Here is a 15,810-nt window from a genome sequence, read left to right as displayed (position 1 = left end):
TCGCGAGACTGGACGGGTCCGCCTCGAAACCGATGTGATAACAAACGGACAGAGCGGTCCATGCCACCTTGAAATCGCACAATGCAAAGGGCGGGTGGATCGAGCCGCCGCCCTCTTTCACATTCTCGATTTCCCTCGCCCTCAGGCCTTGGCCTTGCGACGCTTGCGGCTGGCCAGGATGTTGATCATCTCGACGCCCGCCGAGAAGGCCATGGCGAAGTAGATGTAGGCACGCGGCACGTGGAAGCCGACGCCGTCGGCGACCAACGATACGCCGATCAAGAGAAGGAATGAGAGGGCCAGCATCTTTGTCGTCGGATGCTTGTGAATGAAGTTCGATATCGGCTCGGACGCCACGAACATGATGATCATCGCGATGACGACGGCCAGAATCATCACCGGCACGTGCTCGGCCATGCCAATCGCCGTGATGATGCTGTCGATCGAGAAGACGATATCGATGGCGATGATCTGCGCCACGGTGGCGCCGAAGGCAGCGTGGACCACGTTACCGCTGTCGTCCTCCTCCCCCTCTATGCCGGCGTGGATCTCGTGCGTCGCCTTGTAGAGCAGGAACAGGCCGCCAGCGAGAAGGATGAGGTCGCGCCAGGAGAAGTCGTGTCCGAACAGGGAGAACACCGGCGCCGTCAGCCCGATCAACCATGACAGGGTAATGAGGAGCAGAATTCGGAAGACCAGCGCCATCGACAGGCCGAGCGCCCTCGCCTTTCGCGCGGCGTCCGTCGGAAGCCGACTGGTCAACACTGAAATGAAAACGAGATTGTCGATCCCGAGGACAATCTCCATGACGGTGAGAGTCAGGAGGCTGGCCCAGGCACTGGCGTTGAAAACGAGATCAAGCATTGAGGCGGTCAATCCCAAAGATGGCCGTCGGCGTCGCTGAGTTCCGAGAACATGAGAAAGGCGCTAGCTGCCTTTCCTCGCGTCAAGCTTTTCCGGTGCCAAAGAACTTGTCGATAAATTGCTGCACGGCCGCGACGAACGTCAGGTATGCCGTGGAAAGCGCCAGACCGATCTCAACGCCGATCGGCGGATTCAGTTCCCACGCCAGCGCCGCTGCCGCGAACAGGAACCAGACCAGCGTCACCGCAAGCGTCAGCGGCCGCCACTTCTCGACCCGCACCGGATGCACGAAGGCGATCGGGGCAAATGTCAGGATTGACAGGGCGACGGTGATGCCGATGACCGCGAACTGGTTGAGATCGAAGACGAAATAAAGGAAAACCACGCCGTTCCAGACCACGGGGAAGCCCCTGAAGGCGTTGTTTTTCATCTTCATGCGGGTGTCGCCAAAATACATCGCCGACGTGAAGACGATGATTCCAGCCAAGGCCAGGGCAATGGGAATCGAGGTGAACCCGGCCGTTGCGACGGCGAGCGCCGGCAGAAAGGCATAGGTCACGTAGTCGACCACGAAATCCAAGGCCGCGCCGGAGAAGGTCGGCAGACGGCTTTCGACGGACACCTTGCGCGCAATGGGGCCGTCGATGCCATCGACGACCAGCGCCAAGCCGAGCCACATGAAGAAGGTCGGCCAGTCCAGATTATAGGCGGCGAAGGCCGCCAGCATGGCCAGGACGATGCCGCTCGCCGTGAAGGCGTGGACGGCAAGGGCGATCAACGCATTTTGATGCCTGGTCACAAGTGTCAGTTCCGTCATCGCGCGCCGCTCCTCTCGTCCGAACCGACGGCCGGGCCGAGAGCCATCATGAACGGACGAAGCGCGTCGCCCGACGGAGCCCAAAAGATCATCGCCCAAAACCTTACCGATCCTGCCGGATGGTTACATCTGGTGACAATCTACCCGATGACGAGGCCGCTCGCCAAGATGACACTGGCAAGAATGAACAAAACCCCGAGGAAATACGTCAGCCAGACACCACTAATCAGCTTTTCCACGCCCATGAGAGCGCCGAGGATGGCCATGGCGGCCAGATTCATGAGCCCGGTGGCGAACATCACCGCCATCATGGCCCAGCAACAGCCGAGGCAGGCAAAGCCTTCTTCGACCCCGATCCTGAACGCGGCACCCGCCCCGACCTCCACATCGGAGACACGCGGATTGCGGCAGCGAAAGAGACAAGCCCATTTCAGGGGGGTGAACTGGTATATGCCCGCGGCGATCAGGATGGACGCTGAAAGCGCGACACCGGCCGGCGCCATATGCGGCGCGAGAGCACCAAGATGGATGAGACCGATCTGGATGGCCATGGCCACTAGGGAGGCCGCCAGCCAGATTGTCGTATAACCGGCGATCACGGCCATGGTGCCGGCTCCCACCGTATCGGCGTATGCCCTGAAGGTGGGGGCCGCCGTCGGCAGCATCATGGCGAAGACCATGGCCACCCACATGGCGAGTCCCAGCGCAAGACCGCCGGCGCTGAGATAGTCCTCCATCGCCGGCATCAGGGCCTCCGCCAGCCCCTCATTGGCGACGGAAGCGATCAACCACAGCCAGCCTGCGGCGGCCATGAACAGAACGGCAGCCATTGCAAGGCGACGTGGATGATTGCCGAGCGCGGCGGCGAAGCGGTTCATCAGGGTGCGTTACCGATCAAAGCAAAACCCCGTCCATGGCGGACGGGGTTTCCTTTTAGCGGACAAGAGCGATGCGGAGCAATCGTCTCACGGCTGACCGTTGGTCGAGAGCAGCGGGGTGATGCGACGCACGGTGACGCGGCGATTGGCGCGCTCCGCTCGTTCCGTCCGGACCTTCAGATAGCTCTCGCCATAGCCTTGCGTGACGAGGTTCTCTGGCGGGATGCCGTAGTGGTCGGTCAGGACGTTGGCGACAGCCTCGGCGCGCCGATCCGACAGCGAGAGGTTGTCCACCACCGAACCGACGGCGTCGGTATAGCCCTCCACGAGGAATACTTCGTTCGGGTTCCGGCGCAGCGCCGCATCAATGCCACGGGCGACCGCCTCGATGCCCGGCACCTGACTGCTCTCTACCGCCCATGCTCCGCTGGAGAAGGTGATGGTGTCGAGATCCACCGACCTGACCCGCTCGCGAAGATCGGGGCTGTAGATCACCTGGTCGAGCGTGTACTCCGGCTGCACTTCGACAAGCGGGGGAGCGGTCAGCGCCTCTTCCACGTAACGCGGCGGGGCGGAACGCATTTCCACGCGATAGCGTTCGCGCGGCAGATCATAGGCGGGCGGCGGCGGCAACCGCACGACCGGATGCCACGCGGGCTCGTCGACCGGACCAGGACCAAAGCTGCGATTGTCGAACAGAACATGGACCCCGCCGTCACGGTCCCGGCGTTCACGCCGGATCATCATGCCGTTGGAATCATAGAGCGTCCGCACTTCGCCGCCGTGACGCGTATCCACGATGACCTCTCGCCCGCCACCACGAGTGCGCCGCTCGCGATAATCGCGATCGTCCCGGTCGAAACGAGACCGGTCGTCATGGCGGATCACGGCCTGCTCGCCACTCTGGACGATAACGCGGCCACCGGGTTCCACCGTCACGCGGACGCCGTCCTCGTTGCTGATCACCCGACGCTCTCGTCGGACATCACCAATGTTGCCGGCCCTCTGATCGACGCTCCTGTCGATGGCCTCCGCCGTGGCGGCGCCTGGGTTGCCCAACTTTTCGATGAGCGCCGGCGGAGGAGCCTGCCTTTCGGCATTCTCAGGAGGCATCGGCGGCTGATCGCCTGGCTGAACCGGGGGCGGAGGCGGTGTGTCGCCCGCGCCGGCGTCAGGCACCGGCGGACGCGGAGGCTCGGGGGTTTCTCCCGGCTGAAGCGGTTCTGAAGGTGTCTGTTGAGTCTCGGATTCGGGAGCCGGGGTAGCCTTCGGCTGCGGAGCAACCGGTTCCGATGGAGACGACTCGGGCTGCGGCTCCGAACTCGGTGCCGGCTCGGTCTCTGGTTTGGGGGGGGCAGCCTCGGGCTCGTCGGTTGGACGCTCGGCCTCCGGCTCACTGCTCTCCGGCTTGGGCTCGGGGCTCGGGGTCATCTCGGGCGCCTCTTCCGGAGCAGGCTTGGGACTCTCCACGTCCGGCTGAACTGCCGGTTCCTCAGGTTGGATTGCAGGCTCGGAGGCAGGCCCCTCCGGCCGAACTTCCGGCTCAGGTTGGGGCGCGGGTGTTTCCGCCTGCGGCTCGGATTGCTCTGGCTGGACTTCCGGCTCGGGCTGGACCTCCGGCTCGGGGTGGACCTCCGGCTCGGGTTGAATTACCGGAGCCGGCGCTTCGGGCCGAACCTCCGGCTCCGGCGCGGGGGGAACGGCATCCGGCTCGGGGAGCGGCTGCTCGGCTTGCGGTTGGGCTTCGGGCTGCTTGGGGGCAACCTTCTCCGGTGGCACGCAGGTGGGATCGCCAGGCTCGCAAGCGGGTACGGGTTCGATCTGGGCCAGAAGGAGGGGCCCCTCCTCTGCACGGGCAGCCGCCTGCGAGACGATCTGCGACAGCGGCACGATCGCACAGGCCAGCAACAGCTTTCTCAGTCGAGTCATGAAATCCTCCAGCCTTCCTTGTGCCGTCCCGGAGTGCGGAGCCCGGACATTGCCGGGACCGCAGCTCGGCGCGTCAGCCGTTGAAACCGACGGGGACGGCCTTCGGTTCCGGAGCTTGCCCGGCCAATGGGGCATCAATCGGAAGGAAGGAGGCGAAAGCGTGTCAATTCAGAGATTTGACATGAATGCAGGATGAACGGGCGCCGACCCACCAGAAGTCAGAGTCCGAGCTTGGGCCACTTGCGTGTTGCCCACATCCACTGGCCGGGCTCGTCCCGTATCCACGTCTCGAACGTGGCGTGAAGGGCGAGCGTTGCCTGCTCCACATCGGCCTCGGGATCGTCGGTGTTCGGCAGCTCCAGGCGCTTCCCATCAATGCGGAACCGCGCCCCATCGACACGCAGGCAATGGGCCACGACCAAAGGCAAGCCTAGCCGCCTGGCCAGCGTGACGGGCAGCTTCGACAGAAGCGCCGGATGGCCGAAGAACGGAGACACAATGCCGTTGCCGTCCGGCAAATCCGCCATCATGGCAATCGCCGCCCCGCCCCGTGCCAGCGACCGCATTCGCAACACCGAGGATGTTCCAGCCGCCACCAACCCGGCCGGATATGCCGTTTCTCGGCGCGACCGAAAGTATGCTTCCGAGAGTGGGTTCTTGAGCGGCCGATAGACACCGACCAACGATTTTCCTACGTGGGCGCTGCCAACAGCGAGCAGTTCCCAGTTCCCCTGGTGCAGAGAGCAGAAAACCGCACCGCCCACCCCGATCGCCTTGATGTCTTCGGCCAGTTGTTCGCTCATGGCAATCCGCTCGGGATGACCGACGATGTCCGGAAGGAGAAGCCCTTCGGCGAAGGTGCGTCCGAGATTCTCCCACATGTCCAGCAGAATGCCGTTCCGCTGTGCCGAGGTGAGTTCCGGCATGGCTAGGGCGAGATGCTGGTCCGCCCGCGCGTGGCGCGGGTTGAAGCGAGCAACCCATCTCCAGATGCGCCCCATGAAAGCCGATGCACGATCGACCCCGAGGAGGGAGAGCAGCGCCACGACCACCCGCAACGCGGCATACTCAAGCCAAAAGCCGGCTTGCGTTCTGGCCTGTCGATAATCCAACGCGTCTAAGCCTCTCTACGGACGAGACGAGAAATGGGCGGTGCCTCTACGTTCGCCGCCTGAATCGTGCGAAGAGCTGTTACTCCATTTCTTACCCTCCCTCCACCCCGTAGCCGCCACGAGGCGGACGTTCCGGCGATCAAACATTCATGACCCAGGTTCTGGCGCTGGCCATGCCGTTCTTCGGCATCATTCTCATCGGCTTTCTGGCGGGGAAGCTGGCCCGCCTGCCCCGCGCCGGGCTTGCCTGGCTGGATTTCTACCTGATCTACGTCGCGTTGCCGGCACTGTTCTTCGACATCCTGTCCCGAACACCGCTTCACGAGCTGGCGCGCGGTTCCTTTGCGCTTGCCACCACCACCTCCACCTTCGTCACTTTCATGATCGCCCTTCTCGTCGGCCGGGCGCTGACCGGAGCCGGCATGCGCATTGCCGCGCTTCAAGGTCTCATCGGTTCCTATGCCAACGTCGGCTACATGGGGCCAGCGCTGACTCTGTCGGCCCTGGGCAGCGCGGCGGCCGCACCGACCGCATTGATCTTCTGCTTCGACGTCGTACTGATCTTTTCTTTGCTGCCGACGATGATGGCTGTCTTCGGCGAAGAAGAGCGGCCGATAGGCGCCACCGCCGCGCTCATCCTGCGAAGGATCTTCACGCATCCCTTTATTCTGGGCAGTATTGCCGGCGTGTTGGGCTCCGCTTTCGCCATGCAAGTGCCGGAGGCGGTCGCAACCACCGTCACCATGCTGCGCGCTTCGGCTGCGCCGGCCGCCCTCTTCTCGATCGGTGTAACCGTCGCCTTGCAGCCGGCGAGCCAGCCGCATCGCGAACTGCCGGCCCTTGTTGCCGTCAAGCTTCTTGTGCATCCGCTGATGGCCTGGACGATGGTGACGCTGGTGGGCGGCTTTCCGCCGGTCTGGGTACACGCGGCCATACTGATGGCCTGCCTGCCGCCGGCGGCGACCTGCTACGCCGCCGCGCAGCAGTACCGACTTTATGTCGAGCAATCGGCCAGCGGCATCCTCATCGGCACTGCGGCCTCGGTAGTGACGGTGACGGTAACGCTATATCTGGTCACTCACGGTCTGGTGCCGATCTTCGGCGCTCCCTGAGCGGCTATTGGGCGATGCGAAGGGCCGACAGCTTGTCGCCGATGGCACCAAATGCAGTAATAATATCACCTGCGGTTGCCGCGTTAAAATAATTATCGTCAGAACTAGCACATGACTTTAGTACAGATGCGTTCCCCTGAATAACCAGCACTGTGTAAATAGTAACCCCAGCAGATTTTGCGGCATTACATACTAAAGTCATCCTCTGATCAACCGATGACGCGCTTGACTTTCCATTTCCTCCAAAGCGATTCTCTGTATTGTCACCATCCGACAAGAGGATGATTGCATCCTGGTACTCGAAGTTAATGTCCTTGGCTGGTGCCGCAATCGGCGAGGTCTGCTGCAACGATTGCCAAGCCCAGACCAGACCAATCGTCTGATTGGTGGACCCGTTGGATGTCATGGCTGTCACGGCCGACTTCAGCGCAGACCAGTCGTTGGTCATCGGCGTCAGGGCAGATGGGCATGCGGAATACTGATCAACGAAAAACTTGGTTTTATATTTATTTGCATCTGGAACGGAAACCGAAATATCGTAATCCTTCTCGCGATCGCCGACACAGCCATTCCATTTTGATTTGTCGGTTCCGTACGGATATAGTTTCTCGCCGTAATCGCATGTACTGGAGTTGTAGTTGACACACACCCCTCCCCAGTACAACCAGGTTGCATTCTTGTTGGACTTACCCACATTAACGTCGCGATTAAATGGAATAATAGAAACATAGATGTCACCATCGGATGTCGACTGCGACTGCAGCTGGTCAATCAAGTTGTTCGTCGCTGTCTTCAGCGCCGACATTTTCCCAGAATAGGCCATTGAGCCAGTATTATCGAGAGCAAGCGCCACGCGCAGGCGCTTCGACGACCAAGCGGACTTTGACTGGACTGCCAGCGTCTCAGAGGTGATTCCGACGAGATTGAGGAAAGTCATTGGGACAGTTCCACTCGCCGACGCGGAGATTACGGCACCGTTGGCCTTGGTGAAGGTGGCGGATACGGTGACGCCCTCGGCCTTGCCGGATGGAAAGTTGACGTGGAATATCTGGTCGGCCCGCGCGTCGAGCTCGGTCTCGGTCAGCTTGGCCGCTTCGGAGGACAGTGCCAGAACCGTGGCATCGAGCGAGTGCTGCATCACCTCGCGCGCATCGGCCAGTCGCGCGTAGTCGACTGCCGCCCCGATACCGACAAGAAGGGGCACCAGACAGACGGCGAAAGTGATCGCCACGTTGCCGTCCCGACAGGCTAAAAACCGACGAGTTCCCATGGTCCCTCCTGAACCACAGGATAACGTCGGTTGGCCTAACAACAGATTGCGGGAATGGTGAGAATTTAAGACGATGTGACGATTTTCGTCGCCGATCACCGGCGTTTCCCGCCGCAAGAGATGAGTGCCTGCCGGCACTCCGCCTCTCGGCTCAGTCCACCCTCAGCACCGTCACCTCGGTGATCGGCTTCTTGCCCCAGCGCTCGTTGGCCGCCGCCCGAATCGACCGGCGCACCGCTTCGGCCACGAGATCCTCGTCCTTGCGGCGGGCCTTGGGAATGGAGACAAGACAGCCATCTACGGCGGCGGCGAGCACGTCCTCGAAATCCTCGCCCTTGTTGTCGGTCTCCGGCAGGCCGAAACAGTTGAGGCCGTATTCGCCGAGGATGTCGCCGCGCCCGTTCATCAGCAGCGTGCAGACGACGACGCCGGCAAAACTCATCTTGCGCCGCTCGACGACGCCCGAGCCTTCCGGATCGCGAACCAGGCTGCCGTCCTTGACCAGAATGCCGAAAGGCACGTGACCTATGGCCTTCGGCTCGTCGCCGGGCAGGAGGCGCAGCATCTCGCCGTTCCTGGTTCGCGCCACGCTCGGCACGCCGGCCTCGCGGGCGAGCCTCTCATGAGCGGCGAGATGGACGGCCTCGCCATGCACAGGCACGGCGACCTTCGGCTTGACGAGACGATAGAGCTCCATCATCTCGTCGCGGCGAGGATGGCCCGAGGTGTGCACCAGCGCATCGCCGTCGGAGACGATTTCGACGCCCTGCTCGACCAGCTTGTTCTTGATGGCGCCGACGGCCTTCTCGTTGCCGGGAATGGTGCGCGAAGAGAAGATCACCATGTCGCCGCGGTTCAGGGTAATGTTGCGGTGGTCGCCGGCTGCGATCTTGGCAAGCGCGGCGCGCGCCTCGCCCTGGCTGCCGGTGACGATGGCCATCACCTTGTCGGACGGAAGATAGCCGTAGGCTTCCTCATCACGGAACGGCGGCAGCCCCTCGAGCATGCCGAGTTCACCGGCAACGTCGAGCACCCGCTTGATGGCGCGACCGACCACGACGACCTCGCGATCGTTCTTGGCGGCGGCCTCGGCAATCGAGCGGATACGACCGAGGTTCGAGGCGAAAATGGTGACGGCGACGCGCTTCTTCGCTCTGGCGACCACCTCGGCCAGCCCATGGGCGACCTCGCCTTCCGACGGGCTGCGCCCGGCCCGGACGGCATTGGTGGAGTCGCAGATCATGGCGTCGACACCCTCGGCACTGATCTCGGCGAGCCGCTTCATGTCGATCGGTTGACCGACGCGGGGGTCATGGTCGATCTTCCAGTCGCCGGTGTGCAGCACATTGCCCATCGGGGTGCGGATCAGCACGGATGTCGGCTCGGGCAGCGAGTGCGACATGGCAATCAGCTCGATGTCGAACGGGCCGATGGAGAACCGCTGCCCCTGTTCGACGACGCTGGTCGGCACGCGCGGCGCGTTCGGCTCCATCTCGCGCTTGGCAGCGTGCAGGGCAGCGGCAAAGGGCGTCATATAGACCGGCACACCAAGACGCGGCCAGAGGTCATAGACGGCGCCATAATGATCTTCATGGGCATGCGTGATCAGAATGCCGACCAGATCATCCTTGTAGGCCTCGATGAAGGAAATGTCGGGCAGAAGCAGATCGACCCCGGGAAGCTCGGGACCGGCGAAGGAAATGCCACAGTCCACCATCAGCCACTTTCGGTCGGCTTCGGGTCCGAGGCCGTAGAGCGCGAGGTTCATGCCGATTTCGCCAACGCCGCCCAGCGGCAGGAAAATGAGCTCGTCGGCCCCGCTCTTCTTTTTCGTCACAGAGTATCTCCAATTCGCCGACCCCTGCCGGCGCGCACTTGTTCTTTCGTTTGTCGGGTTCTACGTGGACGCGAAAGGCGGCCGCGTCAAGAAATCTCTCGGAAGAGGACACTCGACAACGAACGATCGCACCCTGAGCCGTCGAATAGCGTCAGGAACGACCGAAGAACACGTCGCCAGCTGAGATCGCCTCCAGCCCGCCGTCGTGACGCAGCAACAACCGCCCTTCCGCGTCGAGACCGGAAAAGACACCGGCTATCTCCCGCGTGGGCAGGCGTACCGTGATCGCCTCGCCAATACCCCGTGCACGGTCGAGCCAGGCTTCGCGAAGAGAGGCGAACTCGCCAGCCTGCCACTCGGCGAGCCGACGGGCCATGGCCGCCGCCAGGAGCGCGAACAGCGCCTCGGGTTCGGTAGGATAACCGGCAGCGGCCAGATCCGTAGCGCTGTAGAGCGTAACGTCAGGATGGTGGTTGCAGTTGATACCGATCCCGGCCACGACCACCCTGCCCTCCGGCGTGCTCGATGCCTCGATCAGGATGCCGCAGATCTTGGCGCCGGCGTAAAGGACGTCGTTCGGCCATTTGATGGCGAGATCGGCTCTGGCAAAGGGCGGCAACGCCGCCGCAACAGCATCGTGAACAGCAAGCGCGACTACAAGAGGCAGTTCGCCGAGCCGCGCCTCCGCAATGGGATCGCGCAGCATCAGCGAAGAATAGAGATTGCCCGGCTCTGATGTCCAGATCCGTCCCCGCCGTCCACGTCCGGCGGTCTGGCGGCGGGCGACCACCCATAAACCCGACGCCGCGCCCTGCCGCGCCCGTTCGAATGCCTCGGCGTTGGTCGAGCCGACCGCGTCGAGGTGGATGGCCGTATAACCCGCGGGACAAACCAGCCCCGAACCTTCGTTCATCGTGCCGACCGCCTCAGAACAGCGTACGCGCGGCCGCCAGCGCCGCGTCACCAAGCGGTCCGAGCACCAGCGCAAAAGCGGCGACGAACAGGCCGGAGATGCCCAGCACCGCCTTCATCTCGCCCCCCATCGGTTCGAAGGCGCCCTTCGGCTCGTCGAGGAACATGATCTTGACGATGCGGAGGTAGTAGTAGGCGCCGACGACCGAGCTGAGGATGCCGATCACCGCCAGCCAGTAGAGGCCCGAGTTGATGGCGGCGGCGAAGACGAAATACTTGCCGAAGAAGCCGGCGAAGGGCGGGATGCCGGCCAGCGAGAACATGATGATGCCCAGGAGATAGGCCACCATCGGATTGGTGCGCGACAGGCCGGCGAGGCTGTCGATGTCCTCGGTCATCACGCCATCCCGCCGCATGGACAGGATCACGGCGAAGGCGCCGGCCGTCATGGCGAGATAGGTAGCGAGATAGATGAGGATGCCGTAGACGCCGGCTTCGGATCCGGCCGCGAGGCCGACCAGCGCATAGCCCATGTGACCGATGGAGGAGTAGGCCATCAGCCGCTTGATGTTGCGCTGACCGATGGCTGCGAAGGCGCCAAGGATCATCGAGGCCAGAGACATGAAGGCGACGATCTGCTGCCACTCGGCCTTGACCGGCTCCAGCGCTTCCATCACGACGCGGACAAACAGCGCCATGGCGGCGATCTTCGGGGCGGCGGCGAAGAAGGCGGTGACCGGCGTCGGCGCGCCTTCGTAGACGTCCGGCGTCCACATGTGGAACGGCACGGCCGACACCTTGAAGGCAATGCCGGCGGCGACGAACACGATGCCGAAGGTGAGGCCGAGCGAGGCCTGACCGCTGGCAGCGGCCGTGGCGATACCGGCAAAATCGACGTGGCCGGTGAAGCCGTAGATCAGCGAGGCGCCGTAAAGAAGCATGCCCGAGGAGAGCGCGCCAAGAACGAAATACTTGAGGCCGGCCTCGGTCGAGCGGCCGTCGTCGCGGTGAAAGGAAGCGACGACGTAAAGCGCCAGCGACTGAAGCTCCAGACCGAGATAGACGGCGATCAGATCGCCCGCCGAGATCATCAGCAGCATGCCGACGGTGGCGAGCACGATCAGTACCGGCAGCTCGAAGTGGAAGAACTTCTCGGCAACGGCGAAGCGCTGCGTCATGACCACCGCCAGCGCCGAGCCGATCAGCACCAGGACCTTGAGGAACCGGCCGAAGCCGTCCACCACGAAGGCACCGTCGAAGGTGGTACCATCGCGGCCCACAATCACCGCCACGGCGGCAATGATCAGCAGCAATGCCGACAAGCCGGAGACGAAGCCTGCACGCTTCTCACCGCCGTAAGCGCCGAGCAGGAGCAGAAGAAGGGCGCCGACGGCCAGGAGAATCTCAGGTCCGGCCAGGGCAAAATCGGGAAGTGCGGTCATTGTCTATGCCCTCAGCGGATCAGCGGCAGCGGCCCGGCCGAAGCGGTCTGGCCGGCGGCGTCGATCGCCGCATGGACGGAGCGAAGGAGCGCTTCCAGGGAAGCGGCCGTGGCGTCGAGCACCGGCATCGGGTAGACGCCGAACAGGATCACCAGCACGACGAGCGGCGCCAGGATGCCGATTTCGCGCGGACTTAGGTCCATCATCGCCTTGAGGTTCGCCTTGGTGAGCGAGCCCCAGACGACCCGGCGGAACAGCCAGAGGGCGTAGGCAGCCGACAGGATAACTCCGAGCGCCGCAAAGGCGGCCACCCAGGTGTTGACCTGGAAGGCGGCCGACAGCGTCAGGAACTCGCCGATGAAACCGGACGTTCCGGGCAGACCGACGTTGGCCATGGTCATGACCATGAACACCGTGGCGTAGGCCGGCATGCGGTTGACCAGACCGCCGTAGGCGGCGATCTCGCGGGTGTGCAGGCGATCGTAGACGACGCCGACGCAGAGGAACAGCGCACCGGACACGAGGCCGTGGCTGAACATCTGGAACACCGCGCCTTGGAGGCCCTGCGTGTTCAGCGTGAAGATGCCCATGGTGACAAAGCCCATGTGGGCGACCGACGAGTAGGCGATCAGCTTCTTCATGTCCTCCTGCACCAGCGCCACCAGCGAGGTGTAGACGATGGCGACCACCGAGAGCGTGAAGATGAAGGGCGCGAGATCAACCGACGCCAGCGGGAACATGGGCAGAGAGAAGCGCAGGAAGCCGTACCCGCCCATCTTCAGGAGAATGGCGGCCAGCAGGACCGAGCCGGCCGTCGGCGCTTCGACGTGGGCATCGGGCAGCCAGGTATGCACCGGCCACATCGGCATCTTCACCGCGAAGCTTGCGAAGAAGGCAAACCACAGCCACCACTGCATGGTTGCCGGGAACGGATGGTTGACCAGTTCGGTTATGTCGGTGGTACCGCTCTGCCAGTACATCGCCATGATCGCCAGCATCATCAGGACCGAGCCGGCCAGCGTGTAGAGGAAGAACTTGTAGGAGGCGTAGACGCGGCGCTGGCCGCCCCAGATGCCGATGATCAGGAACATCGGGATCAGGCCACCCTCGAAGAAGACGTAGAACAGCACGAGATCGGTGGCGCAGAACACGCCGATCATCAGCGTCTCGAGCACCAGGAAGGCGATCATGTACTCCTTGACGCGAACCTGAACCGACTCCCAGCTCGCCAGGATGCAGAAGGGCATCAGGAAGGTCGTGAGCAGAACGAACAGGATCGAGATGCCGTCGACGCCCATGCGGTAGGCGAAGAAGCTACCCGACCAGCCGGCCGCTTCGGTCAGCTGGAAGCCGGGGTTCTTCGGATCGAAGCCCGTCCAGATTCCGATCGACACCAGGAAGGTCGCGACTGTGGTGATCAGCGCCACGCGCCGGATGTTGAGGATCGCAGCCTCGTCCTGCGCCCGGATCATCAGGATGAACAGGGCGCCCGCCAATGGCAGGAACGTGGTCAGCGTCAGAAGCGGCATTCCGCTCATACTCATTGTCCCCCGGCGAACATGGCCCAGGTGATCAGGGCGGCAACGCCGATCACCATGGCAAAGGCATAATGGTAGACATAACCGGTCTGCAGGCGCACGACGCGGGCGGTGACGTCCTGCACGCGGGCAGCCACTCCGTTGGGTCCGAGCCCGTCGATGATGGCGCCGTCACCCGTCTTCCAGAACAGGCGACCGATGGCGAATGCCGGACGGACGAAGATGAGGTCGTAGAGCTCGTCGAAGTACCACTTGTTGAGCAGGAACTTGTAGAGCACCGGCAGCGCGGCGGCGAGCTTCTTGGGCAGCGCCGGGTTCAGAATGTAGAACCAGTAGGCGACGGCGAGACCGACCAGCATGGCCAGGAAGGGCGAGACCTTCACCAGGAACGACACCTCGTGCATGGCGTGCAGGATGTGGTTCTCCGGCCCATAGAAGAGCGCCCCCTTCCAGAACTCCGCCTGCTCCTCGCCAACATACTGGCCGTAGAACACCATGCCGGCGAGCACGGCGCCAAGCGACAGCACGCCAAGCGGGATCAGTACGACCAGCGGGCTCTCCTTGGCATGATCGTAGACGTCCTTCGGCGCGCGGCTCGAACCGAAGAAGGTGAGGAAGACCAGGCGCCAGGAATAGAAGCTGGTGAAACCGGCGGCGATCACCAGCAGGACGGCCGCGAGACCCGAGACCGGGTTGTGGCCGGCGAAGGCGCTCTCGATGATGGCGTCCTTGGACAGGAAGCCGGCAAAACCGATCTCCGTGCCGGGAATGCCGACGCCGGTGATGGCGAGCGTGCCGAGTGTCATCGCCCAGAAGGTCAGCGGAATCTTGCTCCGAAGGCCGCCCATCGAGCGCATGTCCTGCTCGTGGTGGCTGGCCATGATCACCGAGCCGGCGCCAAGGAACAGCAGCGCCTTGAAGAAGGCATGGGTGAACAGGTGGAACACGCCGGCGCCGTAGGCCCCGACACCGAGCGCCACGAACATGTAGCCGAGCTGCGAACAGGTCGAATAGGCGATGACGCGCTTGATGTCGTTCTGAACGAGGCCGACGGTTGCCGCGAAGAAGGCGGTGACGGCGCCGACCAGCGTGACGACGGTAAGCGCCGTCGGGCTGAGGTCGAACAACGGCGACAGGCGCGCCACCATGAACACGCCGGCGGTCACCATGGTGGCGGCATGGATGAGGGCCGACACCGGCGTCGGGCCCTCCATGGCGTCCGGCAGCCAGGTGTGCAGCAGGAACTGCGCGCTCTTGCCCATGGCTCCCATGAACAGCAAGAGGCAGATCACGGTGATGGCGTCCCACTCACCCCAGAGGAAATGAAGCGTCTTGCCCTCGACGGAAGCGACGTTGGCAAAGATGTCGGTGAAGCCGATGGTCCCGAACATCACGAAGATGCCGAAGATGCCCAGCATGAAGCCGAAATCGCCGACGCGGTTGACGACGAAGGCCTTGATGGCGGCCGCCGAAGCCGAGGGCTTCTTGTACCAGAAGCCGATCAGAAGGTAGGAGGCGAGACCGACGCCCTCCCAGCCGAAGAACATCTGCACGAGGTTGTCGGCCGTCACCAGCATCAGCATGGCGAAGGTGAACAGGCTGAGATAGGCGAAGAAGCGCGGCCGGTCCGGATCCTCGGCCATGTAGCCCATCGAGTACAGGTGGACCAGCGACGAAACGGTGTTCACCACCACCAGCATGACGACGGTCAGCGTGTCGACGCGGAAGGCCCAGTCGATCTGCATGGCACCGGAGGTAATCCAGGTCAGCACTCGGATCGACTGCGTCTCGTGTTCGCCGAAGCCGACGGAAATGAAGGCCACCCAGGACAGGATCGCCGAAACGAACAGCAGGCCGGTGGTCACCAGTTCGGCGACGCGAGAACCGGGCGCGGCCGGCTCGGCGGCGTGATGATGGTCGTCATGACCGCCGTGGGCGTGGTCGTCATGCTCGGCATGAACCGCATGATGATCGTCGTGGTGACCGTGGGCATCATGGCCGCCCTCGGGTGCGGGCACGGTGGCCGCCGCGCCCCAGAGCGCAATGGCGCCGGCAATCAGGAAGCCGATGAGCGGAAGGAAGACGATGAGGGAATACAT

The 15,810-nt window shown here is 63.3% G+C and carries 12 protein-coding genes; 1 reads left to right on the top strand and 11 read right to left on the bottom strand.

Features of this window, described 5'->3' with window-relative positions:
* Positions 1-141: 141 nt before the first annotated feature.
* The 5 genes from M4J39_RS01310 to M4J39_RS01290 form a co-directional block, all read right to left on the bottom strand.
* Positions 142-864 (bottom strand): TerC family protein, encoded by a 723-nt coding sequence (locus M4J39_RS01310; protein WP_251725848.1) that lies wholly within the window; start codon positions 862-864, stop codon positions 142-144.
* Between the two features lie 82 nt (positions 865-946).
* Positions 947-1,663 carry a phosphatidylcholine/phosphatidylserine synthase gene (locus tag M4J39_RS01305; protein WP_251725846.1) on the bottom strand — a complete coding sequence of 239 codons (717 nt, stop codon included), beginning with the start codon at positions 1,661-1,663 and terminating at the stop codon, positions 947-949.
* Positions 1,664-1,821: 158 nt separating this feature from the next.
* Positions 1,822-2,559: a DUF2182 domain-containing protein gene (locus M4J39_RS01300; RefSeq protein WP_251725845.1), complete on the bottom strand. Its 738-nt coding sequence runs from the start codon at positions 2,557-2,559 to the stop codon at positions 1,822-1,824.
* Positions 2,560-2,646: 87 nt separating this feature from the next.
* Positions 2,647-3,525, bottom strand: a complete 879-nt coding sequence (locus M4J39_RS23000; RefSeq protein WP_251726766.1) for an OmpA family protein — start codon at positions 3,523-3,525, stop codon at positions 2,647-2,649.
* A gap of 1,181 nt (positions 3,526-4,706) precedes the next feature.
* Complete coding sequence (locus M4J39_RS01290; protein WP_256469653.1) at positions 4,707-5,600, bottom strand: lysophospholipid acyltransferase family protein; 894 nt, start codon at positions 5,598-5,600, stop codon at positions 4,707-4,709.
* Between the two features lie 149 nt (positions 5,601-5,749).
* Here M4J39_RS01290 and M4J39_RS01285 point away from each other — a divergent pair, with 149 nt between their 5' ends.
* The gene (locus M4J39_RS01285) at positions 5,750-6,712 is read left to right on the top strand and encodes an AEC family transporter (RefSeq protein WP_251725843.1); all 963 of its coding nucleotides are present in this window, start codon (positions 5,750-5,752) and stop codon (positions 6,710-6,712) included.
* A gap of 4 nt (positions 6,713-6,716) precedes the next feature.
* On the opposite strand, the gene M4J39_RS01280 is transcribed toward M4J39_RS01285, so the two are convergent.
* From M4J39_RS01280 to nuoL, 6 genes are all read right to left on the bottom strand, one after another.
* Complete coding sequence (locus M4J39_RS01280) at positions 6,717-8,081, bottom strand: pilus assembly protein TadG-related protein (protein WP_251725841.1); 1,365 nt, start codon at positions 8,079-8,081, stop codon at positions 6,717-6,719.
* A 52-nt stretch (positions 8,082-8,133) separates the two neighbouring features.
* Positions 8,134-9,750, bottom strand: coding sequence for a ribonuclease J (locus M4J39_RS01275; RefSeq protein ID WP_251726764.1), 1,617 nt, complete (start codon positions 9,748-9,750; stop codon positions 8,134-8,136).
* A 220-nt stretch (positions 9,751-9,970) separates the two neighbouring features.
* Positions 9,971-10,732: a biotin--[acetyl-CoA-carboxylase] ligase gene (locus tag M4J39_RS01270; protein WP_251725839.1), complete on the bottom strand. Its 762-nt coding sequence runs from the start codon at positions 10,730-10,732 to the stop codon at positions 9,971-9,973.
* A gap of 13 nt (positions 10,733-10,745) precedes the next feature.
* Positions 10,746-12,173, bottom strand: coding sequence for an NADH-quinone oxidoreductase subunit NuoN (gene nuoN / locus M4J39_RS01265; protein WP_251725837.1), 1,428 nt, complete (start codon positions 12,171-12,173; stop codon positions 10,746-10,748).
* 11 nt (positions 12,174-12,184) lie between these two features.
* Positions 12,185-13,711 carry an NADH-quinone oxidoreductase subunit M gene (locus M4J39_RS01260; protein ID WP_251725836.1) on the bottom strand — a complete coding sequence of 509 codons (1,527 nt, stop codon included), beginning with the start codon at positions 13,709-13,711 and terminating at the stop codon, positions 12,185-12,187.
* A 2-nt stretch (positions 13,712-13,713) separates the two neighbouring features.
* Complete coding sequence (nuoL, locus tag M4J39_RS01255; RefSeq protein WP_251725835.1) at positions 13,714-15,810, bottom strand: NADH-quinone oxidoreductase subunit L; 2,097 nt, start codon at positions 15,808-15,810, stop codon at positions 13,714-13,716.

Origin of the sequence: Pleomorphomonas sp. NRK KF1 (assembly GCF_023721755.1) — a bacterium.
Taxonomy (GTDB): Bacteria; Pseudomonadota; Alphaproteobacteria; order Rhizobiales; family Pleomorphomonadaceae; genus Pleomorphomonas.
This window is presented reverse-complemented; position numbering and strand designations above follow the sequence as displayed.